General features: G+C 70.4%; 26 protein-coding genes and 3 tRNA genes. 10 read left to right on the top strand and 19 right to left on the bottom strand.

The window, feature by feature from the left end:
* Positions 1–45 precede the first annotated feature (45 nt).
* From AAIB33_RS17530 to tilS, 12 genes are all read right to left on the bottom strand, one after another.
* Entirely contained in the window at positions 46–828 is a 783-nt protein-coding gene (locus AAIB33_RS17530) for an MBL fold metallo-hydrolase (RefSeq protein WP_345801237.1), read from the bottom strand.
* 130 nt (positions 829–958) lie between these two features.
* Entirely contained in the window at positions 959–1672 is a 714-nt protein-coding gene (locus AAIB33_RS17525) for a DUF2520 domain-containing protein (RefSeq protein ID WP_345803465.1), read from the bottom strand.
* Positions 1669–3279 (bottom strand): PH domain-containing protein, encoded by a 1611-nt coding sequence (locus AAIB33_RS17520; protein WP_345801236.1) that lies wholly within the window; start codon positions 3277–3279, stop codon positions 1669–1671. Before AAIB33_RS17520 ends, AAIB33_RS17525 begins: the two co-directional genes overlap by 4 nt.
* Positions 3276–3776, bottom strand: coding sequence for a PH domain-containing protein (locus AAIB33_RS17515; RefSeq protein WP_345803464.1), 501 nt, complete (start codon positions 3774–3776; stop codon positions 3276–3278). Before AAIB33_RS17515 ends, AAIB33_RS17520 begins: the two co-directional genes overlap by 4 nt.
* A gap of 121 nt (positions 3777–3897) precedes the next feature.
* On the bottom strand, positions 3898–4395 hold the full coding sequence (locus AAIB33_RS17510; protein ID WP_345801235.1) for a DUF3180 domain-containing protein: 498 nt from the start codon (positions 4393–4395) through the stop codon (positions 3898–3900).
* Entirely contained in the window at positions 4392–4925 is a 534-nt protein-coding gene (folK, locus tag AAIB33_RS17505; protein WP_345801234.1) for a 2-amino-4-hydroxy-6-hydroxymethyldihydropteridine diphosphokinase, read from the bottom strand. The genes AAIB33_RS17510 and folK overlap by 4 nt, the downstream gene beginning before the upstream one ends.
* A complete protein-coding gene (folB, locus tag AAIB33_RS17500) occupies positions 4922–5296 on the bottom strand; it encodes a dihydroneopterin aldolase (protein WP_345801233.1) in 375 nt (124 codons plus the stop codon). Before folB ends, folK begins: the two co-directional genes overlap by 4 nt.
* A complete protein-coding gene (gene folP / locus AAIB33_RS17495) occupies positions 5284–6105 on the bottom strand; it encodes a dihydropteroate synthase (protein WP_345803463.1) in 822 nt (273 codons plus the stop codon). Before folP ends, folB begins: the two co-directional genes overlap by 13 nt.
* Positions 6106–6116: 11 nt before the next feature.
* Positions 6117–6707, bottom strand: coding sequence for a GTP cyclohydrolase I (folE, locus tag AAIB33_RS17490; protein WP_345801232.1), 591 nt, complete (start codon positions 6705–6707; stop codon positions 6117–6119).
* Between the two features lie 9 nt (positions 6708–6716).
* On the bottom strand, positions 6717–8723 hold the full coding sequence (ftsH, locus tag AAIB33_RS17485; RefSeq protein WP_345801231.1) for an ATP-dependent zinc metalloprotease FtsH: 2007 nt from the start codon (positions 8721–8723) through the stop codon (positions 6717–6719).
* Between the two features lie 164 nt (positions 8724–8887).
* On the bottom strand, positions 8888–9439 hold the full coding sequence (hpt, locus tag AAIB33_RS17480; protein ID WP_345801230.1) for a hypoxanthine phosphoribosyltransferase: 552 nt from the start codon (positions 9437–9439) through the stop codon (positions 8888–8890).
* Positions 9440–9497: 58 nt separating this feature from the next.
* Positions 9498–10493: a tRNA lysidine(34) synthetase TilS gene (gene tilS, locus AAIB33_RS17475; protein ID WP_345801229.1), complete on the bottom strand. Its 996-nt coding sequence runs from the start codon at positions 10491–10493 to the stop codon at positions 9498–9500.
* 168 nt (positions 10494–10661) lie between these two features.
* Between tilS and ppa the strand changes: the two genes are divergently transcribed.
* Positions 10662–11195: an inorganic diphosphatase gene (gene ppa / locus AAIB33_RS17470; RefSeq protein WP_345801228.1), complete on the top strand. Its 534-nt coding sequence runs from the start codon at positions 10662–10664 to the stop codon at positions 11193–11195.
* A gap of 70 nt (positions 11196–11265) precedes the next feature.
* Here the strand turns inward: ppa and AAIB33_RS17465 are convergent, their stop codons facing one another.
* Complete coding sequence (locus AAIB33_RS17465; protein WP_345801227.1) at positions 11266–12555, bottom strand: M23 family metallopeptidase; 1290 nt, start codon at positions 12553–12555, stop codon at positions 11266–11268.
* Positions 12556–12867: 312 nt separating this feature from the next.
* On the opposite strand from AAIB33_RS17465, the gene AAIB33_RS17460 reads away from it, so the two are divergent.
* From AAIB33_RS17460 to AAIB33_RS17445, 4 genes are all read left to right on the top strand, one after another.
* Positions 12868–12943 (top strand) — tRNA-Glu (locus AAIB33_RS17460).
* A 25-nt stretch (positions 12944–12968) separates the two neighbouring features.
* Positions 12969–13042 (top strand) — tRNA-Asp (locus AAIB33_RS17455).
* Positions 13043–13113: 71 nt separating this feature from the next.
* Positions 13114–13186: transfer RNA gene (locus AAIB33_RS17450), tRNA-Phe, on the top strand.
* 210 nt (positions 13187–13396) lie between these two features.
* Positions 13397–14359, top strand: a complete 963-nt coding sequence (locus AAIB33_RS17445; protein ID WP_345801226.1) for an SDR family oxidoreductase — start codon at positions 13397–13399, stop codon at positions 14357–14359.
* Positions 14360–14384: 25 nt separating this feature from the next.
* Here AAIB33_RS17445 and AAIB33_RS17440 read toward each other — a convergent pair whose 3' ends face one another.
* From AAIB33_RS17440 to AAIB33_RS17425, 4 genes are all read right to left on the bottom strand, one after another.
* Positions 14385–15284: a nucleoside hydrolase gene (locus tag AAIB33_RS17440; RefSeq protein ID WP_345801225.1), complete on the bottom strand. Its 900-nt coding sequence runs from the start codon at positions 15282–15284 to the stop codon at positions 14385–14387.
* Positions 15285–15349: 65 nt separating this feature from the next.
* Positions 15350–15820, bottom strand: a complete 471-nt coding sequence (locus AAIB33_RS17435) for a hypothetical protein (RefSeq protein ID WP_345801224.1) — start codon at positions 15818–15820, stop codon at positions 15350–15352.
* A gap of 66 nt (positions 15821–15886) precedes the next feature.
* The gene (locus AAIB33_RS17430; protein WP_345801223.1) at positions 15887–17686 is read right to left on the bottom strand and encodes a glycoside hydrolase family 2 TIM barrel-domain containing protein; all 1800 of its coding nucleotides are present in this window, start codon (positions 17684–17686) and stop codon (positions 15887–15889) included.
* 38 nt (positions 17687–17724) lie between these two features.
* Entirely contained in the window at positions 17725–18735 is a 1011-nt protein-coding gene (locus AAIB33_RS17425; RefSeq protein ID WP_345801222.1) for a LacI family DNA-binding transcriptional regulator, read from the bottom strand.
* 160 nt (positions 18736–18895) lie between these two features.
* Between AAIB33_RS17425 and AAIB33_RS17420 the strand changes: the two genes are divergently transcribed.
* From AAIB33_RS17420 to AAIB33_RS17405, 4 genes are all read left to right on the top strand, one after another.
* Positions 18896–20200 (top strand): ABC transporter substrate-binding protein, encoded by a 1305-nt coding sequence (locus AAIB33_RS17420; RefSeq protein ID WP_345801221.1) that lies wholly within the window; start codon positions 18896–18898, stop codon positions 20198–20200.
* Entirely contained in the window at positions 20193–21176 is a 984-nt protein-coding gene (locus AAIB33_RS17415; RefSeq protein ID WP_345801220.1) for a sugar ABC transporter permease, read from the top strand. The genes AAIB33_RS17420 and AAIB33_RS17415 overlap by 8 nt, the downstream gene beginning before the upstream one ends.
* On the top strand, positions 21173–22066 hold the full coding sequence (locus tag AAIB33_RS17410) for a carbohydrate ABC transporter permease (protein ID WP_345801219.1): 894 nt from the start codon (positions 21173–21175) through the stop codon (positions 22064–22066). Before AAIB33_RS17415 ends, AAIB33_RS17410 begins: the two co-directional genes overlap by 4 nt.
* 187 nt (positions 22067–22253) lie before the next feature.
* The gene (locus tag AAIB33_RS17405) at positions 22254–22661 is read left to right on the top strand and encodes a hypothetical protein (RefSeq protein WP_345801218.1); all 408 of its coding nucleotides are present in this window, start codon (positions 22254–22256) and stop codon (positions 22659–22661) included.
* Positions 22662–22672: 11 nt separating this feature from the next.
* Here AAIB33_RS17405 and AAIB33_RS17400 read toward each other — a convergent pair whose 3' ends face one another.
* The gene (locus AAIB33_RS17400; protein WP_345801217.1) at positions 22673–23911 is read right to left on the bottom strand and encodes an FAD-dependent oxidoreductase; all 1239 of its coding nucleotides are present in this window, start codon (positions 23909–23911) and stop codon (positions 22673–22675) included.
* A 156-nt stretch (positions 23912–24067) separates the two neighbouring features.
* Between AAIB33_RS17400 and AAIB33_RS17395 the strand changes: the two genes are divergently transcribed.
* A complete protein-coding gene (locus AAIB33_RS17395) occupies positions 24068–25237 on the top strand; it encodes a polysaccharide deacetylase family protein (protein WP_345801216.1) in 1170 nt (389 codons plus the stop codon).
* A gap of 398 nt (positions 25238–25635) precedes the next feature.
* Here the strand turns inward: AAIB33_RS17395 and AAIB33_RS17390 are convergent, their stop codons facing one another.
* Positions 25636–26778: a glycosyltransferase family 2 protein gene (locus AAIB33_RS17390; RefSeq protein ID WP_345801215.1), complete on the bottom strand. Its 1143-nt coding sequence runs from the start codon at positions 26776–26778 to the stop codon at positions 25636–25638.
* Positions 26779–26780: the final 2 nt, after the last annotated feature.

Genomic DNA, 26780 nt, shown 5'->3' with positions numbered 1-26780 from the left:
CAGTCTATCGGCGGGCGGCTGAGCACCCGCGGGGAGGAGCCGCGGTCAGGGGAGCTCCACGGCCTCGCCCAGAGGCAGCCATCGCACGCGCTCGGCCACCTCCGCCGGGGCGCTGCTGAGCACACGGCGAGCGGCCTCCTCCTGCTGCGAGAAGTGACTCCACCCCTCGACGTGGATCGGCACGACGACCTCGGGGCGGGCGAGTCGGATGAGCTCGACGGCCTCACGGGCGTCCATCGTGTAGCGCAGGCGAGCCGTGATCCCGAAGCGCACTGCGCCGATGTGGACGAGCGCCACCTCGGGCGCGAGGTCGCGGACATGCCGGCGGAGGCGACGGCTGATCACGGTGTCGCCGGTCATCCAGAGCCCCGGTCGGGCGGCGTCGTCGAGCGTGAGGGCGAAGCCTGCGACGGGGCCGACGATGGGTCTGGTGAGGACGGACCCGTGCCGGCCGGGCGTCGCGGCGATCGTGAGGTCGGGTCTGCCGTCGGCGATGAGCCGCACGCTCTCGCCGGCACGCAGGCCCCGGACGTCACGGTGCGCGATGTCCTTCGACCCGGCCACGGTCGTGACGACGGTCCCGACGGCGGCCAGGCCGGCCCGGCCGGCGTCGTCGAGGTTGTCGGCGTGCTGGTGATGGCTCACGAGGGCGACGTCCACGGGGGCGAGGTCGTCGAGCGCGACGGCGGGTCCCGTGACCTTGCGCGAGCTCGTGCCGAACCCGAAGGAGTACGTGCGCCCCGGCGGATCGAAGGTCGGATCCGTGAGGATGCGCCAGCCGGCCCAGTCGATGAAGGCGGTGGGACCGCCGATCCGTGTCACGCGCATTCCAGGCCTCCCACTGCGGGGCATCGGCGTCTCCATCGGGACGCCGTGGAGTGGTCGGCGACTCGATCGGGACGCCGCCTCGCGGTCGGGGGCTCGATCGGGACGCCGCGGAGCGTCGCGATGACGCCCGTCATGCGTCGAGCGTATCGGGGGGCGATCCCGCCCCCGCGGAACCGGCCTGTGCCAGCGCGTGGTCGACGGTCGAGTGCACGAGCGCCGAGAGGTACGACCCGGGGTGGGCGACGCCCGCCCCGCGGAGCAGATCGGCGGCCTGGGCGACGATCGATCGCGAGAACTCCGTCGCGATGGCGATGCCTTCCGCATACGCGGGGCGATCGTCCTCCGCGATCACGACGGGCTCGCACCCGAGCTCGACGGCGAGCGCCTGCGCGATCGGGAGCACGGCGGCAGGAGCCGTGACGGCGGCGTACGCGTTGGTGAGCTGACGGAGGTCCATCGATGTGCCGGTGAAGGCGATCGCCGGATGCACCGCCAGCGGGATGGCGCCGAGCGCCGTCGCCGGGGCGAGCACGCCGGTGCCGTAGGCGGCGTCCGTGTGGAGGATGAGCTGTCCCGGCTGCCAGGCGCCGAGCTCGGCGAGACCGGCGACCAGGGCCGGCAGCTCGTCGTGCGGCACCGCGACGATCACGAGCTCGCTGCGCCGCACGACCTCGAGCGCGTCGAGCACGGGCAGACCCGGCAGCACCGCCTCCACCCGCTCCTCGTCGGCGCCCGGTGTGATCGCGGTCAGCGAGTGCCCGGCGCCCGCGAGGGCGGCGCCGATGACGGGTCCCACGCGTCCCGCGCCGATGATCCCGACGCCCAGGCGGCCCGCGCGCATCAGGCGCTCACCTCGGCCCAGCGGTGCGAGCGGTCGATGGATGCTGCCCGCACGGTGCCCGTCGCGACGTCGGCGAAGAGCTGGAGGGCGGCATCCCGGTCGATCGCAGCGAGGCCCGAGTAGACCGGTCCCGCCACCGTGTGCGCCCGCGCGGAGGCGACGCCGACGAGACGGTCGAGCGGGCCCTGGTGCAGGGCGAGGCTCTGCAGGCGGGCGAGCGGAAGCACGACGAGCCGGCGCCAGATCAGGCCCCGGCGCAGGAGCAGGACGTCGGGCGTCAGCCGGAAGCCGTTGCGCCGCCAAGAGAGCGGACGGAGGAACCAGGCACGCCGCGGGGTGTCGACGAACGTGTCGTCGGCGCCGGGGCCGACGACGCCCTCGCGCACGATGACCGGCCATTCCGCGGGGGGAACGTCCGGAAGGAGGAGGTGCAGCACGCGCTCGACGTCGGCGAGCGAGCCGACCGGGAGCACGGTCGTGAACTGGTCGTTGCTGCCGTCGCTCAGGCTGCGGCCCGTGAGGCGGTTGATGCGGATCATCCACCAGCCGAACGGCCGCCACAGGATCGACTGCGAGATCTCGACGGCGTGCACGCGGCCGGGCGGCACGATCTCGGTGATCGTCGTGAGCAGCCCGAACGTGATTCGCACGCCGTCCGGCGTGGGAGCGATCGAGTACCGCAGCGACCGCACGATCGACCGGATCCAGTAGGCGACGAAGGCGATGACGGCGGGGATCATGCCGAACAGCAGCCACGGCGTGCCGCGCACCGACCCGAACACGATGGCGCCGAGCGCGACGAGGAGACCGATCGTCGCCGGGCTGATGATGTGCGAGGCGAGCAGCCGCACGACCGGGATGTTGACGACCGATTCGGGGGCCTCGACGGGCGCCTCGTCGCCCTCGATCATCCCCGTGATGCCGCGCGAGACGGCCTGGCTGAGCGCACTCATGCGCGATCGCGCCCCGACGGGCACGCCCCCCGCCTGCGCCGCCGCGAGCCGCCGGCCCGACGCGAGGCGCAGGATGTCGGCCCGCACGGCCTCCGCGTTGGCGGTCGACAGGTACTCGAGCTTGACGTTGGCGTCCGTGCCGGCTCCGACGACCTCGAGCTTCGCCATCCCGAGCAGCCGCGCGATCATCGGGCGCGTCAGGTTGACGCCCTGCACGCGGTCAAGCGGCGCGCGGCGCTGCGTGCGGAAGAGCACGCCGCTGCGCACCTCGACGTCGTCCTCCGTGATGCGGAAGGAATGGAATCGCCAGAGCAGATAGAAGATGACGAGCAGTGCGATGAGCACGGCCAGCACGACGGCACCCGCGACCAGGTAGAGGTTGTTCACGACGATGAAGTCGATCGGATCGCCCGCGCCCTCCCACTCCTCGATCTCGTTCGCCGGCAGATCGGGGGCAAGCCACGGGAGGAAGAGGAAGACCAGCCGGTCGCGGAGGTTGGCGGCCACGAGGCCGATGACGACGACGAGGAACAGGCCACCCCGCAGCAGCGGGGTGAGGGGGTGCAGGCGGTGCCACTCGCCGTCCGCCATGGGCGAGCGGACCAGCTCGGCGGGTGGCGCGGCAGGGGCGCGCGAAGAGTCGAAGGGCTCGCTCACAGCCCGGTCCGGCGGCTCTCGGCGACCGCGACGAGGTGGTCGCGCAGCGTCTCGGCGGTCGTCTGGGCGAGGCCCGGGATCGTCACGCCCGTCGTGGCCGCGGCTGTCACGAACTTCAGCTGCGCGATGCCGAAGCCGCGGTCGAGCGGGCCGTGCGTGATGTCGACGAGCTGCATCCGTCCGTACGGCACGGCGACCATGCGCTGCCACAGGATGCCGCGGCGGAAGACGAGGTCGTCGTCGCGCAGCTGATACCCGATCGCCCGCACCTGACGGGGAAGGATCGCCATCGTCCAGATCAGGATGACGGAGAGGATGCCGCCGGGGATGAGCGGCCAGAGCTGTCCGAGCACGAGCCACAGCACCAGCACGACGACCACGACGAGCGCCAGGACGATGCCCGACGAGATGAGCTGCACCCACAGATACTTGCGGGAGATCTGGTGCCACACGCCCCGCTCCAGCTCCAGGCGGTGGGGCGATCGCGGCTCGATGATCCGCGAATAGGTGCCCTGATCGATGGATGCCGGCACCTCGCGCGCCGGCGCGTCGTCCTCCGCCAGAGGCGATGCCTGCTCGGCGGTCACGCCGGGAGCGGGCGCAGCATCCACTCCCCTCTCAGTGGGGGTGATGGGCGTCGAGTCCGGGACCGGCGTCGCCGGGATGTTCGTCATCGTCGTCCTTCCGGATGGTGCACAGGTGCTCGGCGACCAGGCCTGCGGCCACGAGCGCGAGACCGCTGACGATCGTCGCGATCACGGCTCCCCACGACTCTACCGACGGCGTGACGGGCCGGGTCAGGAGGAAGAGCGCGAGGCCGCCGGCGAAGCCGGCGAACGCCGACCCGACGATGCTCGACGCCTTCGCGAGCATCGCGATGCGGACCGCCTGGAACGGATTGATGGGGCCCGCACCCTTCGCGTCGCGCGTCGCGCGGCGGATCGGCACCGCGAGGAGGACCACGATTCCGCCGAGCAGCACGAGGAGGATCGGCAGGGTGACGGTCGGAGTGAAGGTGGGGCGCGCGGCGGCGGTCAGCAGCTGATCGACGAGGAAGCCGACGGCCACGCCGATCGCCGCCGTCAGGACGAGGACGCCCGCTCCGGTGCGCTTCATTCGGCCCCTCGCAGTCGTCGCAGGAGCGCGTCGACGCGGCCGTGACCGGGCAGCTCCGCGTCGGGATCGAGCGACAGCCACGGTGCGAGGACGAAGTCGCGCTCCGCCGCACGCGGGTGCGGCAGCACGAGACCGGGCGCGTCGCTTCGGGCGTCGCCGTAGGCGATGAGGTCGAGGTCGAGCGTGCGGTCGCCCCAGCGCTCCTCGCGCACGCGCCCGTGCCGCGCCTCGATCGCGTGCAGGTACGACAGCAGCACGCTCGGCGCGAGACGCGTGGTCACGAGCGCGACGGTGTTGAGGTACGCCGGGGCGGAGGCATCCGGACCGTCGGGCTTGAGCGCGACCGACTCGATCGTGGGCGCGGCCACGACCTCGGCCGTGAGGGGCAGCCGCTGCAGGTCGGCGACCGCGGCTCGCAGCGTCGCGACCCGGTCGCCGAGATTGGCGCCGAGGGCGACGACGGCGCGCACGGGGGCGCGGCCCCGGCTCGGGGCGTCGCCGTGGAAGCCCTGCGCGAGGCGGCGGTTCATCGGTCTGCCCGAGCGCGGTTGACGGTCACGGCGACGTCGGCGAACGGCACCGCGATCGGCGCGGACGGCTTGTGCACGGTGACGCGCGCCAGCTGCACGAGGTCGTGCGCGAGCACCGCGTCGGCGATGCGGCTCGCGAGCGTCTCGATGAGGTCGACGGGGTCGCCCGACACGATCGCGGCCACCTCTTCGGCCAGCTCGCCGTAGTGCACGGTGTCGGCGACGTCGTCGGTCTCGGCCGCCCGCGCTGTCGACAGCATGAGGTGCACGTCGACGACGAACTCCTGCCCGTCGCGCTTCTCGTCGGGGTACACGCCGTGATACCCGAACGCCCGGATGCCCGTGATCGTGATCTCGTCTACGAAGTCCATCGCTCCCCAGCCTCCCAGGAATCGGCGATCTTCAACGCGTCGACGGTCGCGGCGACGTCGTGCACGCGCACCCCCCAGGCCCCCGACTGCGCGGCGAGCACGCTCGTGACGGCGGTCGCGAGATCACGACGAGCGGTGGATGCCTCGGCTCCGCCCGGCTCGAGCGTCTCGGTGAGGAACCGCTTGCGGCTCGTGCCGACGAGCACCCGGTGCCCGAGGGCGACGATGCGCGGCATCCCGTGCAGGACCGCCCAGTTCTGCCCGCCCTTCTTGCCGAATCCGATGCCGGGGTCGACGATGATGCGCGACGGCGCGATGCCGGCGGCCCGCGCGGCGTCGACGCGCGACGCGAGCTCGGTCACGACCTCCGTCACGATGTCGTCGTACTCCGCGTGCGCGTACATGTCGCTGGAGTGGCCCCGCCAGTGCTGCAGCACGACGTCGGCGTCGGTCCGGGCGACGGCCGAGAGCATCGCCGGATCGGACAGCCCGCCGGAGACGTCGTTGACGATGCGCGCACCCGCCTCCACGGCGGCGAGGGCCGTCGAGGAATTCATCGTGTCGATGCTCACGACGGCGCCCGCCTCGGCGAGGGCGCGGACGACGGGCAGCACGCGGTCCCGCTCGACCGCGGGGTCGACGCGCTCGGCACCCGGCCTCGTCGACTCGCCGCCGACGTCGATCATCGCCGCGCCCTGCGCGAAGAGCTCGAGGCCGCGCGCGATCGCGGCGTCGGCGGCCAGGTAGAGGCCGCCGTCGCTGAACGAGTCGGGGGTGACGTTGACGATCCCCATGACGAGTGAGCCCATCGCTGCGGCGCTCACTCCCGCCCCGCGCCGATGAGCGCGATGAGCTCGGCGCGCGCCGCGGGCTCGAGCAGCTCGCCGCGCGCCGCGATCGTGACGGTGGATGCCTCCCGCTGGCGCTCGCCGCGCATCGTGACGCAGCCGTGCGTGGCGTCGAGCACGACCAGCACGCCGCGCGTGTCGAGGGCGTCGGCGATCTCGTCGGCGATCTGCTCGCCGAGGCGCTCCTGCACCTGCGGCCGGGCGGCGAGGATGTCCACGACCTTCGGAAGAGCGCCGAGCCCGACGACCTTGTCGCCGGGGAGGTAGGCGATGTGCGCCTTGCCGCGGAAGAGCAGCAGGTGGTGCTCGCACACCGAGCGGAAGTGGATGTCGCGCAGCAGGACCGCGCCCGACGCGGACGTCTCGGGCGCCGGCCCATGGGAGATCGAGATGGGATGCTGCAGCGGCGCGGAGGCATCCTCCCCCACGCCCGCGAAGAACTCGGCGTAGGCGTCGGCCACCCGCGTCGGGGTCGCCTTCAGGCCCGGGCGGTCGGGGTCCTCCCCGATCGCCTCGAGCAACTCACGAACGAGCGCTGCGACGCGCTTCCGGTCGACGGCCACGCGCCGAGCCTACGCGGTCGCGGGACGCGCCTGCCCGGTCGGCCGGCGGCGGGTGGCCTTCTCCTTCGAGGCGGTGTCGGCCTCGACCGTGGCCGCCACGCCCGCGGGCTCCCGGCGGCTCGGGATCTCGACTGGGGGCTGTGTCGAGACCGGCCGGTCGTCGCTCGAGAGCCACTGCGGACGTGGCGGGAGCTTCTTGACGTCCTTGAAGATCTCCGCGAGCTCGAGGTGGTCGAGGGTCTCCTTCTCGAGGAGGGCGAGGGCGAGCTTGTCGAGCACCTCGCGGTTGAGATTGATGACCTGGTACGCCTCGTTGTGCGCCTGCTCGATGAGCCCGCGCACCTGCTGGTCGACACGCTCGGCGATGCGCTCCGAGAAGTCGCGGCCGTGGCCCATGTCGCGGCCGAGGAACATCTCGCCGGAGGCCTGGCCGAGCTTGACCGGGCCGACGTCGGTGGTCATGCCGTACTCGGTGACCATCTTGCGGGCGATGCCGGTCGCCTTCTCGATGTCGTTGGAGGCCCCCGTCGTCGGGTCGTGGAACACGATCTCCTCGGCGACGCGACCGCCCATCGCGTAGGCGAGCTGGTCCTGCAGCTCGTTGCGCGTGACGGAGTACTTGTCGTCGACGGGGAGCACCATCGTGTAGCCGAGGGCGCGGCCGCGCGGGAGGATCGTGACCTTCGTCACGGGGTCGGTGTGGTTCATCGCCGCCGCCGCGAGCGCGTGTCCGCCCTCGTGGTAGGCCGTGATCAGCTTCTCCTTGTCCTTCATGACCCGGGTGCGGCGCTGCGGACCGGCGATGACGCGGTCGATCGCCTCGTCGAGCGCGCGGTTGTCGATGAGCTGCGCGTTGGAGCGCGCCGTCAGGAGCGCGGCCTCGTTGAGGACGTTCGCGAGGTCGGCACCGGTGAAGCCGGGCGTCTTGCGGGCGACGACCTCGAGGTCGACGCCGTCGGCGAGCGGCTTGCCGCGGCCGTGCACCTCGAGGATCTTCTGGCGGCCCTTGAGGTCGGGCTGGTCGACGCCGATCTGGCGGTCGAAGCGGCCGGGGCGCAGCAGCGCGGGGTCGAGGATGTCGGGACGGTTGGTCGCCGCGATGACGATGACGTTCGCCTTGGGGTCGAAGCCGTCCATCTCGACGAGCATCTGGTTGAGCGTCTGCTCGCGCTCGTCGTGCCCGCCGCCGAGGCCCGCGCCGCGGTGCCGGCCGACGGCGTCGATCTCGTCGATGAAGATGATCGCGGGGGCCGACTCCTTGGCCTGGTTGAAGAGGTCGCGGACGCGGCTCGCACCGACGCCGACGAACATCTCGACGAAGTCGGAACCCGAGATCGAGTAGAACGGCACGCCCGCCTCACCGGCGACGGCGCGCGCGAGGAGCGTCTTGCCCGTTCCAGGAGGGCCGTACAGCAGCACGCCCTTCGGGATGCGGGCGCCGACGGCCTGGAACTTGGCCGGGTCCTTCAGGAAGTCCTTGATCTCCTGCAGCTCCTCGATCGCCTCGTCGGAGCCGGCGACGTCGCCGAACGTGACGGTCGGCGTCTCCTTCGTCACGAGCTTCGCCCGGGACTTGCCGAACTGCATGACCTTGCTGCCGCCGCCCTGGGCGCTGGACAGGAGGAACCAGAAGAGCAGGCCGAGGAGGAGGATCGGCAGGAAGAGCGAGATGAAGCCGTCGAACCACGTGGCGCGCGGCACGGCGTCGTTGAAGCCGTCCTTCGGGTCGGCGGAGTTGACGGCGTCGACGACCTCGTCGGCGCGAGCCGTGACGTAGTAGAACTGCACGTCGCTCGCACCCTCGTACGGCGTCGAGAGCGTCATGTCGACCCGCTGGTCGCCGTCGGTGTTGGTGACCTCGGACACGGTGCCGCCCTTGAGCAGCTCGAGACCCTCCTGCGTGGAGATCTGCTTCGCGCCGCCCAGGCTCGAGATGAGCGAGAACCCCACGATGAGGAGGAACCCGATCATCAAGACATAGAAGAGCGGGTTGCGGGTGATCTTCTTGAGGTCCATGGTGCGGGCGGAGCCCGTTCCCTTCGTCAGCGAGCCGAGGCCGCGCAAACGATGGTTGCGGCGACGGTTGATTCAGGGTATCGCGCGGCCGCTATGCCCAATCTGTGCATTCGCCCACGGCGTACTAGAGGAATCGTGAGGCGAGCGGCACCCGGACTCCGCGATCAGCCGTAGACGTGCGGCGCGAGCACCGCGACATCGCGCAGGTTGCGGTACTTCTCCGCGTAGTCGAGGCCGTACCCGATGACGAACTCGTTCGGGATCTCGAAGCCCACGTACCGGCACTCCACGTGGACCTTCGCGGCATCCGGCTTCCGCAGCAGGGCGAACACCTCGACGGATGCCGCACCCCGCGACGCGAAGTTCTCGAGGAGCCAGCTGAGGGTGAGGCCCGAATCGATGATGTCCTCGACGATGAGGACGTGCTTGTCATGGATGTCGGTGTCGAGGTCTTTGCGGATCTGCACGACACCGCTCGACTTCGTGCCCGCGCCGTACGAGGAGACCGCCATCCAGTCCATCGGCACGGCGAAGGGCAGCGCCCGGGAGAAGTCGGCCATCACCATGACCGCGCCCTTGAGCACGCCGACGAGCACGAGGTCCTTGCCGTCGTAGTCCGACGCGACCTGCGCGGCGATCTCCTCGAGCTTGGTGCGGATCTGCTCCTCGGTGACCAGGACCTGGGTGATGTCGCTCTGGATGTCGGCCGCGCGCATGCGTCCGAGTCTAGGGTCGAGCGGTAAGCGCGCGTGTCGAGACCTTCCCCGAGGGCCGTCAGGTCGCGGTGAACTCGAGCCGAGCACCCGCGCGCCGGGCACGGCATCCGGGCAGGTCGATGGGTCCCTGTCCCGCCCAGTCCGTGACGAGCCGGGCGACCTCGAGCGTCTGCGCCCGAGTGAGGCTCTCGCCGAACTCGGCGGCGACGACGTGCCGGATGATGCGGTGCCGCAGCGCCGCGGGATTCGCGGCGAGCGCGGCCACCGAGACAGAGATGCCCGCCTCGGCGTGCTCGACGATGTCCTCGATCGTCTCGTCGATCATCTCGGCGAACGCCTCGGAGTCCTCCCGCAGCTGCTCCGCCGTGCGCGCGAGCGCCTCCGCGATCCCGGGGCCGAGCTCGTCCTCGAGCACCGGCAGCACGCGCCGGCGCACGCGCACCCGCGCGTAGGAGGGGTCGGAGTTGTGCGGGTCCTCCCACGGCTCGAGCCCTTCGGCCGCGCACGCGGCCCGCGTCGTCGCGCGACGGACCCCGAGGAGCGGTCGCAGCAGCGCGATGCCGTCGGCCAGCTCGGAGACCGGCGCCATGCCCTGCAGGCTCCCACCGCCCGACCCCCGCGCGAGCCCGAGCAGCACCGTCTCGGCCTGATCGTCGAGGGTGTGGGCCGTCAGCACGGCAGCGGCAGGAAGAGTGGATGCCGCCTCCCGCAGCGCCGCGTAGCGGGCCGCGCGGGCGGCGGCCTCCGGCCCGCCGGTGACCCCCACCTCGACCTCGACGACCCTGGCCTCGAGCCCGAGGGCGCGAGCGTGCACTGCCGCGGCGGCCGCGGCATCCCTCGACCCCTTCTGGAGCCCATGGTCGACCGTCACCGCGACCGCCGTCAGGCCGGCCTTGCGGGCCTCGAACGCGGTCGCCGCCGTGAGGGCGAGCGAGTCGGCACCGCCGGACAGCGCGACGACGACGGTGGAGCCCGCGTCGATCCCGGCGAGCGCGGCGCGCACGGCGCGACGCACCTCGGCGACGGCGGGATCCAGGCCGGGGCGATGCGTCACGGAACCACGGTATCGAGCCCTACCCGTCCCGCATCTCGGCTGGATGTGTCGGGAGTGGCGCGACACGCCGCCCGAAGACCGTATTCGCCCCACTCAGCCGTAGTTCGGGACGCCCTTCGCCCCCGATTAGGCTGGTCGCGGCATCCACCCCCTCTTAAGGAGTCTGAAATGGGCGCGTACGACGCCGTCATCGAGATCCCCCGCGGCAGCCGCATCAAGTACGAGGTCGACCACGGCACGGGCCGGGTCTTCCTCGACCGCATCCTCTACACCGCCTTCGGGTACCCCACCAATTACGGCTTCTTCGAGAACACCCTCGGCGAGGACGGCGACCCGCTCGACGTGCTCGTGCTGCTCGACTTCGACCTCTCACCCGGCGTGCTCGCCAAGGTGCGTCCCGTCGGCGTGCTGAAGATGAGCGACGAGGCGGGCGGCGACGACAAGGTCGTGGCCGTGCTCGCGAAGGACCCGCGCTGGGCGCACGTCCAGGACGTCACCGACATCCCGGAGTACACCCGCAAGGAGATCGAGCACTTCTTCGAGCACTACAAGGACCTCGAGCCCAACAAGTGGGTCAAGGTCGACGAGTGGGCCGACGCCGCCGAGGCGGAGCGCCTGGTCGGCGAGGCCTTCGACCGCTTCAAGGAGCACGAGGGCCAGACCGCCACGCAGGGCGAGGGCGTCGCACCGTCGACCCTCTGACACCCTGAGATTCGTCGAGGGGGATGGATGCCGGCATCCATCCCCCTTCGCCTTTTCCAGGCCGAAGGGGTCAGACCGAGATGCCCCGCTGTGCCATGAAGTCGATCGGGTTCACGGGGAAGCCGTTGACGTAGGTCTCGAAGTGGCAGTGGCAGCCGAACGAGTTGCCGGTGTTGCCCTCGTACGCGATGACCTGGCCGGCGTTGACCCACTGTCCGTAGCGGACGAGGATGCCGCCGTTCTGGATGTGGCCGTACCCGGTGCCGATGCCGCCGCCGTGGTCGAGCTTGATGTAGTTGCCGTAGCCGCCGTTGGGGCCGGCGTAGACGACCGTGCCGCTCTGCGCGGCGTAGATCGCCGAGCCGCAGCCCGCGGCGAGGTCGACGCCGTAGTGATAGCCGCTCGAGCAGTAGCCGTTGCCGCACTGCCGGCTGCGAGGGCCGTAGCCCGACGTCTGGACGCCCGACGAGGGGCGGGCCCAGCCCGATCCGACGACGGCTCCGCCGTTGCCGCCGCCTCCGCCGCCGCCGCGACCCGCCGCGGCCGCTGCTGCCGCCGCCTTGGCCGCCGCCTCAGCCGCGGCCTTCCGCGCCGCCTCTTCGGCCGCCTTGCGCGCGGCCTCGACACCGGCCTGGTAGCCCGCGATCGTCTGCGCCGTCTTGTCCTGGAGGGCGGCCAGCTGGGCCTGCAGGTCGACGAGGTGGTTCTGCTGCTCGTCGAGCGCCGCCTGCGCAGCATCGGCCGCCTGCTGCGCCGCGACCATCTTCTGCTCGGCGACCTGCTGCAGCCGGTCGCGCTCGTCGCGCGCGACGACAGCCTGGTCGCTGAGGCTCTGGGCCGAGTCGCGCGCCGTGATGGCGTCGGCGTAGACGGCCTGGTTGCGGGCGATGAGCTGGTCCATCGTGCCGAGGCGCGCGAGGAGATCGTCCGCTGACGCGGCCGAACCGGCGAAGAACAGCTCGAGCGACGTGTCGTCACCGCCGTTGCGGTAGAGCTGCGCGGCGACGCGGCCCGCCTTGTTGGCGGCGTCGATCGCGGCCGCGGCCTGCTGGTCGGCCTGCCCCTGCAGCTGCTCCGCGCGCTGTGCGGCATCGAAGTAGTCCTGCTGCGCCTGGTAGAACTCGGCGGACGTGCGCTCCGCCTCGGCCTGCGTGCGCGATACCTCCGATGTGAGGCCCGCAATGAGCCCCTGGATCTTCTGCACCTCGGACGCGGCCGCGGCCTCATTGGCCCGGGCCGCCTGTACGTCGTCCCACGAGGGATAGTCGGCAGCGAAGGCCGGCGGAAGCAGCGGGCCGGCGAGCGCAGCGATGCCGACGACTCCGAGAACGCCGAGCCCGAGGGCCGTCCGGCGGTTCACCAGGGAGGGCCAGAGGGCACGCCGCTCTCGCGGAGACGGCCCGCAGCCGCATTCCTCGAGGGCGTGATCCTGCTCCACGCGATCCTCCCCGGTCGGGACAACTTCATTCACACTAGCAACACGAATCACAGGCGCAAGGGGGTGTCGTGGATCCATCCTGCCTCTGAATGGGCGAAGACGCACTGCCCATCCTGCGCGGATTCCACCCGGTTCTGCACAGCGACTCGCCCTCGATTGGCGCATTCGCCGTAGATCTCTTATGCTTGAGCGTCGGTAAGCGTGAGCGCCGGGCCCTGGGCCAGGAGTTCATCCGGCCCCATCGTTTAGTGGCCTAGGACGCCGCCCTTTCACGGCGGTAGCACGGGTTCGAATCCCGTTGGGGTCACCATCCGACAACACAATTCAATAAGCATGGCCCTGTAGCGCAGTTGGTTAGCGTGCCGCCCTGTCACGGCGGAGGTCGCGGGTTCAAGTCCCGTCAGGGTCGCTCCAGAGCGACAGGCCCTTTGGTTTACAGAGGGCCTTTCGTCTCGGACGCGGCAGCTTCGGATGCCGTGCGGCTCTGTAGCTCAGTTGGTAGAGCGTTCGACTGAAAATCGAAAGGTCACCGGATCGATGCCGGTCGGAGCCACAAGGGTGATCGTTACAATCACCCCAGGAACCCCCGCGTAGCTTCTACATCGCGGGGGTTTCGTCATTCTTCCGCACGGATCCGATCGGGCGGCGCGGGCTCCGGATGAGCGCCCACGCTCCCAACTGCTTCCCCGCGCCCGGTTCGCGCGCTACCGTGTGACCACCAGCGCTACCCGGTCCCTCATCCCGTCGTCGAGAGGACCCGCCGATGTCGACTCCGCGGGCGCCGCGCTGGAGCATCCGCCTTCCCGATCTCCGGGGGCAGCGTGCCGTCGTGACCGGCGCGAGCGATGGCGTGGGGGTGGAGATCGCCCGCGCGCTCGCGATCGCGGGAGCAGACGTGGTGCTGCCCGTGCGCAATCGCGCGAAGGGCGAGCGGGCCGTCGCGAGCATCCTGGCCGACGCGCCGCACGCGCACCTGACGCTCGTCGACCTCGACCTCGCTGATCTCGCCTCGGTTGCGAAGGGTGCCGAGGCGCTCTTCGCCGCCGGGCGTCCGATCCGGATCCTCGTCCTCAATGCGGGCATGATCGCGCTCGGCGATCCCGTCCGGCACACGAGCGCCGACGGGTTCGAGCTGCACTTCCAGACGAACCACCTCGGCCACTTCGCGCTCGTCGCCCGGATCCTGCCGCTTCTCCGGGCCGGCGCGGCGCGGGTCACCGTGCAGAGCAGCCTCGCGGCGCGCTCGGCGCAGCTCCGCTGGGACGACCTGCAACTCGAGCGCCACTACTCCGTCTTCGCCGCGTACGGCGCGTCGAAGCTGGCGCTCAGCCTCTTCGCGCTCGAGCTCGGCCGCCGGAGCGCCGCCTCGGGGTGGGGCATCACGACGAACCTCTCGCATCCGGGGATCGCCATCACCAACATCGCCCCCGCGTCGCTCCGCGAGGGTCGCACGCTCGGCGCGAGACTCGGCCGGAGGATCATGGATGCCGGTGTCGGAGGCACGCCGGCCGAGGCATCCCTTCCCGCCCTCTTCGCCTCCGCCTCACGGGAGGCCGTCGCGGGGGCGTTCTACGGACCGGGCGGATTCCTGCACCTGCAAGGACCCCCGCGGCGCGAGAGTCTCTACCGCCGATTCGAGGACCGTCAGGCGGCGGCCCGGGTGTGGTCGGTCTCGCGAGAGCTCACGGGCGTCGGGTTCGAGGCCAGCCGGGCGGACGCGGGCTGAGCGCGCCGCATCCATCGACCCCGCGTCATGTGTGCGCTGCGCCGAACTCCTCGAGCTTGGCGAACATGTCCTCGAGCAGGAACCGGGTGTCGACCTGCTCGACCACGCGCACGGGACCGCCGCGGAGCGACGGCTCGTAGCTCCCGCCCGCGGCGAAGCGGACCGGGTCCTGGCGACGGAACTGCGCGCACCACGGCTCGAGCATGAGCGCGATGGCGGGCGAATCGCCGAGCGACCGCGACTCGACCGCGACCTTGTGGTGCGCGGTGTTGTAGTCGACCACCTGCTGGGCGAGGTAGCGGCCGAGCTCTCCGTGCGGCTCGACGCGGCGGCGGAGCTCCGCGTAGGAGACATTGACGAGCCGATAGACGTTCGAGGGCACCTGCCAGAGCGTGATGCCCGAGTCGAACACGACGTTCGCGGCCGCGATGTCGTTGCCCAGATTGAACTCGGGCCACGCGCCGACGGACTCGATGTCGCCGTACGGCGGCCCGCCGATCCAGATGACGGTGACGTCGCGGTCGGCGATGTCGGGCGCGAGGAGCAGGGCGCTCGCCATGTCGGTGAGCGGGCCGAGGAAGGCGACGAAGAGCGGTCCCGCGTCGGAGCGACGCGCCTCGTCGATGATGAGACGCGCGCCGGGGCTGTCGACGGGCGTCGCCTCGTCCGCAAGCGCGTGCGGTGCGCCGGGCGGGATGGGCACCGTGCCCGTGCGGCCGAGGAGCCGCAGCAGCACGTCGAGCTCCCGCGCCGACTCGGCGAGCGAATCGTCCCCCCGCCGAGTGCCGAAGTGCGCCGGGATGACACCGCGCACGTCGAGCGTGGGCGAGAGCAGGGCGTGAACGACCGCGAACTGGTCGTCGGCCTCGTTCTTGACGTCGGAGTTGACGATGACCCGGCGCGTGCGGGGATCGGCGACGATCATGGGGCTTCCTCCATCGGGGCTCCCCCTCAGCATCGCGGGGGTGTCGTCGGATGGGAAATCGGCCGTCAGCGTTCGGGCGGGCTGACGGGCTGCACGAGGGAGTCGAAGAACCGGGACTTCGCGTCTTCGACGTCGCCGCCGTGCTGCTTCAGGGCGTTGTAGCGGGCGCGGGCCGCGGCATCCCTCCCCATCCGCTCCCACGAGGCGACGAAACGGCGATCGTGCTCGGAGCCGACGACCGTGAGCGCGATCCCGACGGGCGGGTCGCAATCGCGCTCGAACGTCGCGAAGGTCGCGGTCCAGATCTCGCGGCGCACCGCCGTATAGAGGAGTGCGAGCGACGCGGCGCTCGTCTCGAAGTCCTCTGCGCGCACCCGCAGGTGAAGGTCGATGTCACCCTTCGTGAGCAGGCCTTCGAGGCTGCTCCCGCCGGTGAGGCTCAGGGCGCCCTGCACCCCGTGCTCCGCGAGCCTGCGACGCTCGCGATCGCGGATCCGCCTCGCCTCCGCCACGGTGTCCGCGGTCGTAACGATCATCGGCCGCGCTCTCGATCGGGTCGCGGCACGTCGTGCACGACTGTTCCTCTTGTCGCCGGTCTGCCGCTACTGCCTGCCGGTGATCGCCCGGCGGATGCGCTCGATCGGGATCTTGGGCTCGCGTGCCTCGGTGACGAGCCCGTTGGTCTCCTGGAGCGTGTCGGTCAGCTGCGTGTAGCAGAAGCCCTGCAGGCCGCGGCTCTCGCGCACTGCCGCGAGGAGGCCTTCGAGGCGCTCGGCGAAGTCGTCGGCGCTCTTCGCGGTCGAGTAGCCCCAGGCATCCTCGTGGGCGTCGACGTCGAAGGAGATGCCGCCGAACTCCGTGAGCATGACGGGCGCGTCGTCGACGTCGCCCGAGAGCACCAGACGCCTGCCCGCGGGACCCGACGTCCGGATCATCCGGTCGACAGCGTCGCGGTCGGCGTACCGCTCGCGCATCACCCCGGGATCGGCCTCGTAGTCGTGGATCGCGACGATGTCGGTGTCGACCTGCTCCCAACCGTCGTTCGACACCACGGGCCGCGTGGGGTCGAGGGCTTTCGTGAGGTCGACGAGCGAACGGGCGTAGTGCTGCATCCGGGCGTCGTACGCGATGTGCTGCACGCCCCAGCTCTCGTTGAGCGGCACCCAGGCGACGATCGACGGGTGCGAGAAGTCCCTGCGCACGATGTCGAGCCACTCGCGCACCATGCGCTCGACCGCCGTCGTGGAGTACTCGAACGCGGCCGGCGCCTCGCCCCAGACGAGGATGCCCAGGCGGTCGGCCCAGTAGAGGAACCGAGGATCCTCGAACTTCTGGTGCACCCGCGTCGCATTGAACCCGAGGTCCTTGATGAGCTGAGCCTCCGCGCGGAGGGCGTCCGCGGACGGCGCGGCGAGGTGCGACTGCGGCCAGTACCCCTGATTGAGCACGGAGCGCAGGTAGTAGGGACGGTCGTTGAGCCAGAACGCGCCCTGGCCCACATGCACCGTGCGCAGGCCCAGATACGACTGGACGACGTCGTCGCCGACCCGGACGTCGGCGTCGACGAGGCGCGGATGCTCAGGCGACCACAGCAGCTGCTCATAGCCCTGGCCGTTGCCCAGGGCGGGCACCGAGAGGGTCACGGTGACCGAGGCCCGATCGGCGACCGTCGTGGCCTGCGCGAGCGTCTCGCCTCCGAACGTCAGGCGGACGCTGACGTCCACGGGCTCGGCGGGCACCCGCGACAGGTCGAGACGCGCCGACACCGTCGCCGCGCGGACATCGGTCACCCAGTGGATGGAGCGGATCGAGACCGGGTCGACCGCCTCCAGCCAGACGGGCTGCCAGATGCCGCTCGTGCGGTGGTACCAGATGACGTGGGGATGCTCGAGCCAGTCCTGTTTGCCGCGCGGCTGCTCGACGTCCTCGGGATCGTCCTCGACGCGCACGACGACGGAATGGGTCTGCCTGCTTCCGAGCGCCTCCGTGATGTCGAGGGCGAACGGGGTATGCCCTCCCTCGTGGGCCCCCACGAAGGAGCCGTCGATCCAGATGCGGCTGCGGTAGTCCACGGCGCCGAACTGCAGCAGCACCCGGGAACCCTCGCGCCGGCCGGCGGCTTCCAGCTCGTCGGCGTCGAACACGCGCTGGTACCAGACGACGCGGTGATGGGCGGTCTCTCCGACCCCCGACGCGGGGGACTCCGGCGGGAACGGCACGACGATCGTGCCGTCGAGCGACTCGCGCTCGAACCAGCGCTCATCGAGGCCGACGTCGGCGTCGTCGAGCTGGAAGGACCACCGGCCGGAGAGATCGGACCAGCGTCGGCGGACGAGCTGGGGGCGTGGGTAGCCGGCGGGCACGTCGAGGGCGCCGGCTCCCGTCAGATCATCGTCGAACATACCGATAGCATGACCGAAATCTACAGCGCTGTAAACTCTCAGATCTCCGGAGCGCTCTCGCGGAACACGATGCGATGGGGGGCGAGCTCGTGGCGCCCCATCCCGTCGAAGCCCTCGATGCGCTCCACGAGCAGCTCGAGGGCCCGCTCGACGAGGGCCGGGAGATCGGGGGCGACCGTCGTGATGCTCGGGTAGGTCACGGCGGTGATGCCGATGTTGTCCCACCCGATGACGGCGATGTCGTCGGGCACCCGCAGCCCGCGCTCCTGCACGGCCCGGAGGGCGCCGATGGCGGCCAGGTCGTCGCGGCAGAACAGCGCGTCCACACGGAGTCCGCCGTCCAGGGCGGCGCCCACCGCCCGCGCCGACTCGAGGGCCGACACCTCGTCCGCCGCGATGAGCAGTCCGGGGTCGGGCGCGAGTCCGGCCGCCTCGATCGCGTGCTGGTAGCCCGCGATGCGCAGACGCGAGGTGTTCGTCAGCCCCCGCGCCTCGTGGCCGACGAAGCCGACCCGCCGTCGCCCCATCGAGAGCAGATGCGTCGTCGCCTCGGCGGCCGCCGCCTCGTTGTCGATCATGATGCGGTCCATCGTGAGCGGCGCGGCGGCCTCGCCGAGGAGGACGATCGGGACGTCGCCGCGGTGCTTCGCGACCTCGGTCGACGACATGACGCTGGGCTGGAAGAGGAAGCCGTCCACGAGGCCCGCCTCGGAGCTCGCGACGACCGCGCGCTCCCCCTCGAGGGTGCCGTCCGTCTCCTCGAGGAGCAGGCGATAGCCGAAGCGCTGCGTGCTGCGGGAACTCATGCGGGCCAGCTCCGCGAAGTAGGGCACGCCCACGTCGGCGAAGGCCAGCGCGATGAGCCCGCTGCGGCCGGTGGCGAGGCGCCGGCCCATGACGTTGGGTCGATACCCGAGCTCGTCGATGGAGCGCTGGACGGCGCTGCGGGTCTTCTCGCTGACGTGCGCGTAGTTGCGCACCACGTTGGACACCGTCTTCATCGAGACGCCCGCGTGGTCTGCGACATCTTGGAGCGTGACCCCTGCCATGACACCTCCATACCCAGGTGGGACGAGACAACCATAGTCAGGGAAGGGGGTTGACACCAGAATTTCCAGCGCTGTAGATTCTCGCGTCAAGGCGATGGGCCGAGAGGTCTCGTCTGATCCCCCAGACGTGATAGGCCCACACTCAAAGGAGAGCGATCACATGAAAAAGGCGTTCGTTCGGGCGCTCGGCATTGCTGCGGCGGTGAGCCTCGGAGTAGCGCTCACGGGCTGCGGAGGCTCGTCGAGCAACTCCGGCGCCGTCTCAGGCGGCGGCGACTACACCGGCCCGAAGGTCGACATCACTTTCTGGCACGGCTGGACAGGCGGCGCGGCACCGACCCTCGTTCCGAAGCTGATCGAGAAGTTCAATTCCGAGCACGACAACATCGTCGTCAAGAACGTGCCGCAGGAATGGGGCGACATCGCCAAGAAGATGCCGCTGGCCATCAAGGCGGGCAAGGGTCCCGACGTCGCGGTGCTCCACGGCGACGACCTCGCGACCTATGCGGCGCAGAAGCTCCTGCTCAACGCGGACGACATCGTGAAGGGCCTCGGCTACACCGCCGACGACTTCCCGCCGGGCGTCTTCGACGCGGGCGACTACAAGGGCACCCAGTACGCGATCCCGTGGAGCGTCACCCCGCTCGGCCTGTTCGTGAACAAGACGGTCCTCGGGCAGGCGGGCATCACCGACATCCCGACCGACCAGGCGTCGTACACCGCCGCTCTCGAAGCGCTCAAGGGCGTCGGAGTGCAGGGCGAATGGGTCGACGGCTACGTCTTCACCGGCACCTTCGAGTTCGAGAGCCTGCTGTGGCAGTTCGGCGGTGACCTCTACAACAAGGACGTCACGAAGGCGAGCTTCAACTCGGATGCCGGCGTGCAGGCCCTCACGTGGATGACCGATCTCGTCAAGAACGGCTACAGCCCGGCCAACGTCGCACAGGACGGCAACATCAAGGCCCTCCTCGCCGGTCAGACCGCGTTCAACTGGAACGGCGTCTGGCAGACCACGAACAGCGCGTTCGCCGATCTCGACTGGGCGGCCGCCCCCGTGCCGCAGATCGGAACCGAGAAGGCCGTGTGGTCGAGCTCGACGCACTGGGTGTTCCCCGCGAACAAGGGACAGGACAAGAACAAGACCGCCGCAGCGGCGACGTTCGTCAAGTGGATGAACGACAACTCCGCCGGCTGGGCCGAGACGGGTGAGCTCCCCGCAGCGAACGACGTGCGCAACGATCCGACGCTCGTGCAGAACTACCCCAACCTGCAGCCGTTCATGGACGAGCTCGAGTACGCCCACTACGAGACGGTCTCGCCCGGCATCGCCGAGGCGAACGCGCTCGTCACGACAGCGATCAACGAGGCCCTCAACGGCAAGAAGACGCCCCAGCAGGCGCTCGACGACGCCGCCAAGAAGGCCGACCAGATCCTGAAGCAGAATGCGTCGAAGTACGGTGGCTGACATCGTCACGACCCCCGCCGTGGCTCCCCAGCGCGCAAGCGCCGGGGGGTCCGGCGGGACCCGCGCGTCCAAGGCGCGGAAGGGGCGTCGGCGCACCCTCATCGCCTACCTCTTCCTCGCGCCGTTCCTGATCCTCTTCCTGACCTTCGTCGTCGCACCCGCGATCTTCGGTCTGTGGATCAGCCTCACCGACTACAGCCCGTTCAGCGATGTCCAGAACTTCGTGGGGCTGCAGAACTACATCGCGCTGTTCGACCCGAACAGCACCTTCTCCGGCGACTTCTGGCAGTCGATGGGCGCGACGGCGATCTTCGTCGTCCTCTCGGTCCCCTGCCTCGTGCTCGTGCCGCTCGGCATCGCCCTGCTCCTGAACCGCAAGATCCGCGCGGCCACCACCTTCCGCACGGTGTTCTTCGCGCCGTACGTCCTGGGGGTCGCGGTCATCGGCGTGATCTGGGGGTACATCCTCGACACGCAGTCCGGCATCCTGAACCATCTCCTGGGCCTCATCGGGCTGCCCGACAACATCCCCTGGACCGTCAACGTGCCCTGGGTGTGGGTCACGCTCGTCGGTGTCACCGTCTGGTGGACCATGGGCCTGAACACCGTGATCTTCCTCGCGGGGCTCAAGGGGATCAACGGCGATCTCTACGAGGCGGCCGCCCTCGACGGAGCCGGCGCCTGGCGCAGCTTCGTCTCGGTCACCATCCCCGGACTCCGCCCGGTGATGCTGTTCATCACGACCACGACGGTGCTCGCGAGCGCGAACATGTTCGGTCAGTCGTACCTGCTGACCCGCGGCGGGCCGGGCAACGCCACCCGCACGGCGATCATGTACATCGCCGATCAGGGCCTGTCCCAGAACAACATGGCGCCCGCGGCGGCGATGAGCTACGTGCTGTTCGCGTTCCTGGCGATCATCAGCATCATCAACTTCCGCCTCCAGCGCGAGCGAGTGGAAAGGACTGTCGCATGACCGCCACGGCGATCCCCGAAACGCGGCGGAGAGAAGTCACCCCCGAGCCCCGGCGCCGTCGGTCGCCCCGTCGCGTGGCCGGCACCACGGTCCTGTACGTCGTGCTCATCGCGCTGGCGCTCATCATCATCCTCCCGCTCCTCTGGATGCTGATCACGTCGTTCAAGACGGATGCGGATGCCGTGCGCAATCCGTACAGCTGGCCGAATCCGTTCTCGACCGACGCCTACACGACACTCCTCACGAGCGGCGAGCAGCCGATCTTCCTGTGGCTGTGGAACAGCTTCGCGGCGGCGGCGATCCAGACGATCCTCATCCTCGTGACGGCATCCATGGGCGCCTACGCTCTGGCCCGCATGGACTTCGTCGGCAAGAAGGTCGTCTTCGGCGTCATCATCTCGACGCTGCTCGTGCCGCCGGTCGTCTTCCTCATCCCGAACTACCTCATCGTCCAGAATCTGGGATGGCTCGACACCCTGCTCGCGATCACCGTGCCCGGTGCCGCCGGAGCGTTCGGCATCTTCTTCCTGCGGCAGTTCTTCGTGGCCCTCCCCGTCGAGCTGGAGGAAGCGGCGCGCATCGACGGCGCGGGCGAGTTCCGCATCTTCGCCCAGGTCGTGCTCCCGCTCGCTCGGCCCGCGCTCGCCACACTCGCGGTGCTCTCGTTCCTCAACAACTGGAACGACTTCCTGTGGCCCGTGTACGTCCTCCTCTCGCCCGAGAACATGACGCTTCCGCCGGGCCTGTCGATGCTGCAGGGCGCGTACCGCACGCACTTCGCGATCGTCATGGCGGGCGCCGTCATCGCCTCGGTGCCCGTGCTGATCCTGTTCGGCATCGCGCAGAAGCAGATCGTCGAGTCGGTGGCGGGGGCGGCGGTCAAGGGCTGAACGCCTCCGCGCGGAGGGATTTCCCACAGAGGGTGGTGCCGGAGCGGCGATTCGGTGGATGATCGGAGGCACACCCTCCCCGTTCCGATCCCACGGTCTGAATGACGCACGACGAACCCGAATCGCCGCGCCCGGACACCGTCCCGTCCGCCTGCGCGCGCATCGGCGAGCCCGGGCGCCGAGCGGCATGACGGGTTCCGGCATCGCGAAGTGGCGGCCCCGGCGCAGGACGACGCTCGCACCCTCGCCCGCGCAGCACCACCGGCGCGCCGTCCAGGCGCTCGCCTACGCGTGCGACGAGCGCGACTTCGGGCGCCTCGTGCGGGTGCTGCATCCCGATGCCGTCCTCACCCTCGACGGAACCGGAGTGCCGCCGTCGCACCAGCCCATCCGCGGCCGGGCTCGTATCGTCGACGTCCTCACGACGCTGCTCGACGCCCACGCGGCGGTCGCGATCGAGTGCGCCGTCCACGGCGAGCGCGGCATCGCGCTGCACACGAGCCACGACATCGTCGGGGTTCTCACTGTCGCGACGCGGGCGGAGCGCATCGCCGCCTTGCGGCTCGTGCTCACGCGCGCCGATGGACGCGTCTGACGGCGACGGGATCAGTCCGCCAGCCGCGCGAGCCGGGTCGAGCCCGGGCCGAGCTGCTCTGCGACCGCGACAGCCGAATGGACGGCGCTCTCGTGGGAGTCCGCGTCGTCGGTGTACAGCCCGGCCAGCCAGACGCCCCGCCGGCCCTGCAGCGCCCTGAGGTGCGACTGGGCGTCGAAGTAATCGACCGTCACCATGGCGTGCTCGTAGACCGCCGTCGCGTAGAGCGGCTCGGGGAGGCGCTCCTCGTAGGTGACCCAGCTTCGGAAGACCGGCAGGCCGCGCTCCGGGTTCCACACCGACAGCTGACTGTGCGTGCCGTCCCAGCGGGCGTTGACCACGGACCAGGCCGACTCGCTCGGCGGCATGAGCCGACGGTCGCCGTGTACGGCGATCGTCGTGTCGAACGAGCGGATGCGGCCGAGCTGCCGGCTCACCTCGTGGAGCTCCGGCGTCGGCGCGAGGAGCTCGTGCGCCTGGCGGGCGTTCGTCGCGAGCACCACCTGATCGAACGAGAGCCGTGCGCCGGTCGCGTCGACGACGATCCAGTCGTCCCCCTCCCGGAAGAGCTTCGTCACCCGGGCCCCGAGCCGCACTGTCGTGCGGCGGAGGCTCCCGGCGAGGGCGTCGACATACGTCTTCATGCCGCCCTCGATCTCGACCTGGGTGGGCGGGTGCAGCCCGCCGGTGAGCGCGTTGCCGAGGTAGTACAGCGCGTTGTAGGCCGCGAACCCCTGGAAGTCGGCGGGATCGACGCACCAGAGCGCCAGGAGGAAGGGCTGGAGGAAGCCGTCGACGAAGCGGCGCGGCATCCCCCGGCTCTCGATGTAGTCGGAGATCGTGATCGTCGTGTCGCGCTGCGCGAGGAACTCCGGGACGCCGGAGAGGAAGCGACGGAACCGAAGGAGGTCCGTGAGCGCGGCGGGCGTGAGCGAGGGCCAGACGGGTCGCGCCCGACGAAACGGCGGGAGGGCCACCTGGGTGCCGTCGGTCGACCGTGTCAGGCTCATCGTCGCGGGATACGTGCGCAGTGGCACCTTCAGCTCGGCGAGCAGCCGGTTGAAGGTGACGTACGGCGCACCGGGCCCGAAGAACTGGAAGCCGGCGTCGACGGCGATCCGCGCACCGTCGACCTCGATCTCGACCGTGTGGGCGTGACCGCCCAGGCGGTCCTCGGCTTCGAAGAGCGTCACGTCGTGCTGCTCCTCGAGGAGCCACGCGCTCGTGAGTCCGGCGCCTCCCGCGCCCACGACGGCTATCCGCACGATCGCCGCCCCCGCACACGCGCTCCTCGGTCCACGGGCCGATGATGGCACGGCCAGGCGACTCCTTGAGTAGGCTTCCGGCCAACGGGTCTCGCTGGGGAGCGGCCCGAGCACCCGTTTCGACCCCGAATCAGGTCCGCCATGACTTCGCCGACACCCAGGCCGCGGCCTCGCCGCCCGGCCTCCGCCCGAGTGCGCCGCCGCCGCACGCTCGCGGCGGTCATCGCCGTGCTCGTGATCCTCGCCGGGACGGCGGCGGCGGGCATCGCGATCGCCCTTTCGAGAACGGGGGATGCCGCGGCCGCGCCGTCGCCGAGCGCGACGCCGACCTCGACCCCGACTCCCACGCCCACTCCCACGCCGCTGACTCCGTCGCAGCAGCTGCTCGCGACGACCGCCGATCCCGAGGCCTGCGCCGTGAGCTTCGCCGGCGACGGGATCGCCGACGCCCCCATGCTGCAGACGCAGGGCGTGCTCTACACCGGCCTGCCCATCCCGGCGCGCGCAGGGCTCGTGTTCGCCGGCTGGTACGCGACGCCGGCGGATGCCGCATCCTTCAGCATCCCGGCGCGGGTGAACGGATCGAAGCTCGTGGCCTGCACGGACCGGGAGAAGACCCTCTACGGGGCCTGGAAGACGCCGGAGGAGAACGCGGCCGAGAAGGCGCGCATCCCGATCCTCATGTACCACCAGTTCACGGCGAACCCCGGCGGCGAGAGCGGCTGGCTGCGGGCGAACTACGCGTACATCGGCGACTTCGACGCGCACATGGACCACATCGCGACGGGCGGGTTCTATCTGCCGACCTGGGACGAGCTGAGCGCCTTCATCGACGCACGTCTCTGGCTGCCGAACCACTCCGTGCTCGTCACCGACGATGACGCGGACCAGTCCTGGTTCGATCTTGCGGCCCCGATCGTCGCGAAGCACCAGGTGCTCACGACGTCGTTCATGATCACGGCGTACCGGCAGGACCCTCCGCCCAACCCGTTCGTGCTGCGGCGGTCGCACACCCACGACATGCACAAGGCGGGCGCGAACGGCAAGGGCCTGATGGTCAATCTCAGCGCGGCCGAGATCGCCGCCGACCTGGAGACGTCGGCCCAGGTGCTGGGCGTCAAGGAGGTCATGGCCTACCCGTTCGGTCACTACAACGACACCGCGAAGGAAGGCGTGCGGATGGCGGGCTTCGAGATGGCCCGCACGATCGAGCCCGGCTACGTCACGACCGGGACGGACAAGCTCGCCCTCCCCGTGCAGCGCATCAACTACGGAATGGGCCTCGACGCCCTCGTGCAGCTCATCGGCTGACGGCCGCTCTCGCCGCCACTCCGGCGATCGAATCGTTGCGGAGCGGAAGATAGCGGGGTCGCTGACGTAAGCGCAAGCTCATCAGGGGAATTTCCTTCCCTTCTCGGCGGTGCGGAGGTACAGTGTCATCGCGCACGAGGGCTTGGGACCCTCAATGCCCGGCATACCCGGTCGGGTCGCGCGAATGGGGAGGGTGCACGAGCGGTGGCCGCCGCGCGTGCATTGCTTGGGAGAGGGGATGTCGGCCACGGCGCGGCTTCCACGCGCCGTGGTGCGGACGACGGTTCGGCCGTGCGAGGTGTTGTCGCCGCGCTCAGGCTTCAGCGAGTCCCGAAACTCGGATGGAGCCCGCGGCGGCACGGACGCGGCCGAGCCGCCTCCGTCATGCACGCCGAAGGCTACAGCTCGCCCGGCGTCATCGCCTGGGCGTCGAGCTCGTCGACGAGACGCCGCACACGGGCCGTCTCGGTTGCGCGGCGCGGCGCGTAGACGACGAGCGAGTGGAACATGAACCGCACGAAGAACGCCACCGCGAGAGTGATGGCGGCCGCGACGACGGCCGAGATGTGCCACGTCTGCACCATGAAGGCGAGGACCGGGATGCGCACGAGGGCCTCGGCGTTGTTGAAGCCGAACGACTTCGCGAAGCGCGACCAGACGCCGGACGCCTCGCCGCGCATGTCCTGGAAGACGAAGCGCTCCTGCAGCAGGAAGTTGCCGATGATCGTGACCTCGGCGGCGATGATCGCCGCCATGACGTAGCCCATCCCCGAGTGCGTGAGCACCCACATGATGCCGAGGTTCGCGACAGCTCCGAAGGCGCCGATGACGGCGAACAGCGACATCTTGCCGAACCGCAGGGCGGTGAGCTGCGTCAGGAAGTGGAAGCCCTGACGCATGGAGGCCTTCGACTGACCCGCGTGGCGGTCGGCGAAGTCGAACGGCACCTCGGCCACGCGCAGCGTCTTGCGCGCGAGGATCTCGAGCAGGATCTTGAAGCCGCGGGGCTTCAGCGTCGAGAGCTCCAGCGCTCTGCGGTCGACGAGGAAGAAGCCCGTCATCGGGTCGGTGACGTCCTTCAGGCGGATGGGGAACATCGCGCGCGTCAGGGCGGTGGATGCCCGCGACACCATGATGCGCGTGTTGTCGGCGAGTCCGCCGGACGTGCCGCCGCCGGCATATCTCGAGGCGACCACGAGATCGACGTCGCCGTGGCGGTAGCGATGCCACATCGCCGGGATCTCCTCCGGCGGATGCTGCAGATCGCCGTCCATCACGATGCAGATATCGGCCTGCGCGGCTTCGAAGCCCTCGACGACCGCTCCGCCCAGCCCGCCGGTGCGGTGCTCGCGGTGGATCAGGCGAACGGGAAGGGGAGCGGATGCCGCCACCCGCCGCACCTCGTCCGGGGTCTCGTCCGTGCTGTCGTCGACGAAGATCACTTCGGTCTCGAGTCCCCGCGTCGACGCCGCCACGCGGCGGACCAGCTCCTCGACATTGGGAGCCTCGTTGTACGTGGGGACGACGATCGAGAGTTGCACGG

The sequence above is a fragment of the Microbacterium sp. AZCO genome, assembly GCF_039614715.1.
Lineage (GTDB): Bacteria > Actinomycetota > Actinomycetes > Actinomycetales > Microbacteriaceae > Microbacterium.
This window is presented reverse-complemented; position numbering and strand designations above follow the sequence as displayed.

Bases quoted from the DNA above. Each gene is read 5' to 3' on its own strand.
- AAIB33_RS17410 (WP_345801219.1), top strand. From the start codon at position 21,173: ATGACCGCCACGGCGATCCCCGAAACGCGGCGGAGAGAAGTCACCCCC.
- AAIB33_RS17395 (WP_345801216.1), top strand. From the start codon at position 24,068: ATGACTTCGCCGACACCCAGGCCGCGGCCTCGCCGCCCGGCCTCCGCC.
- AAIB33_RS17430 (WP_345801223.1), bottom strand. From the start codon at position 17,686: ATGTTCGACGATGATCTGACGGGAGCCGGCGCCCTCGACGTGCCCGCC.
- AAIB33_RS17420 (WP_345801221.1), top strand. From the start codon at position 18,896: ATGAAAAAGGCGTTCGTTCGGGCGCTCGGCATTGCTGCGGCGGTGAGC.
- ppa (WP_345801228.1), top strand. From the start codon at position 10,662: ATGGGCGCGTACGACGCCGTCATCGAGATCCCCCGCGGCAGCCGCATC.
- AAIB33_RS17435 (WP_345801224.1), bottom strand. From the start codon at position 15,820: ATGATCGTTACGACCGCGGACACCGTGGCGGAGGCGAGGCGGATCCGC.
- folK (WP_345801234.1), bottom strand. From the start codon at position 4,925: ATGAACCGCCGCCTCGCGCAGGGCTTCCACGGCGACGCCCCGAGCCGG.
- AAIB33_RS17440 (WP_345801225.1), bottom strand. From the start codon at position 15,284: ATGATCGTCGCCGATCCCCGCACGCGCCGGGTCATCGTCAACTCCGAC.
- ftsH (WP_345801231.1), bottom strand. From the start codon at position 8,723: ATGGACCTCAAGAAGATCACCCGCAACCCGCTCTTCTATGTCTTGATG.
- AAIB33_RS17445 (WP_345801226.1), top strand. From the start codon at position 13,397: ATGTCGACTCCGCGGGCGCCGCGCTGGAGCATCCGCCTTCCCGATCTC.
- hpt (WP_345801230.1), bottom strand. From the start codon at position 9,439: ATGCGCGCGGCCGACATCCAGAGCGACATCACCCAGGTCCTGGTCACC.
- AAIB33_RS17425 (WP_345801222.1), bottom strand. From the start codon at position 18,735: ATGGCAGGGGTCACGCTCCAAGATGTCGCAGACCACGCGGGCGTCTCG.
- folP (WP_345803463.1), bottom strand. From the start codon at position 6,105: ATGGGCTCACTCGTCATGGGGATCGTCAACGTCACCCCCGACTCGTTC.
- folB (WP_345801233.1), bottom strand. From the start codon at position 5,296: ATGGACTTCGTAGACGAGATCACGATCACGGGCATCCGGGCGTTCGGG.
- AAIB33_RS17405 (WP_345801218.1), top strand. From the start codon at position 22,254: ATGACGGGTTCCGGCATCGCGAAGTGGCGGCCCCGGCGCAGGACGACG.
- AAIB33_RS17530 (WP_345801237.1), bottom strand. From the start codon at position 828: ATGCGCGTGACACGGATCGGCGGTCCCACCGCCTTCATCGACTGGGCC.
- AAIB33_RS17510 (WP_345801235.1), bottom strand. From the start codon at position 4,395: ATGAAGCGCACCGGAGCGGGCGTCCTCGTCCTGACGGCGGCGATCGGC.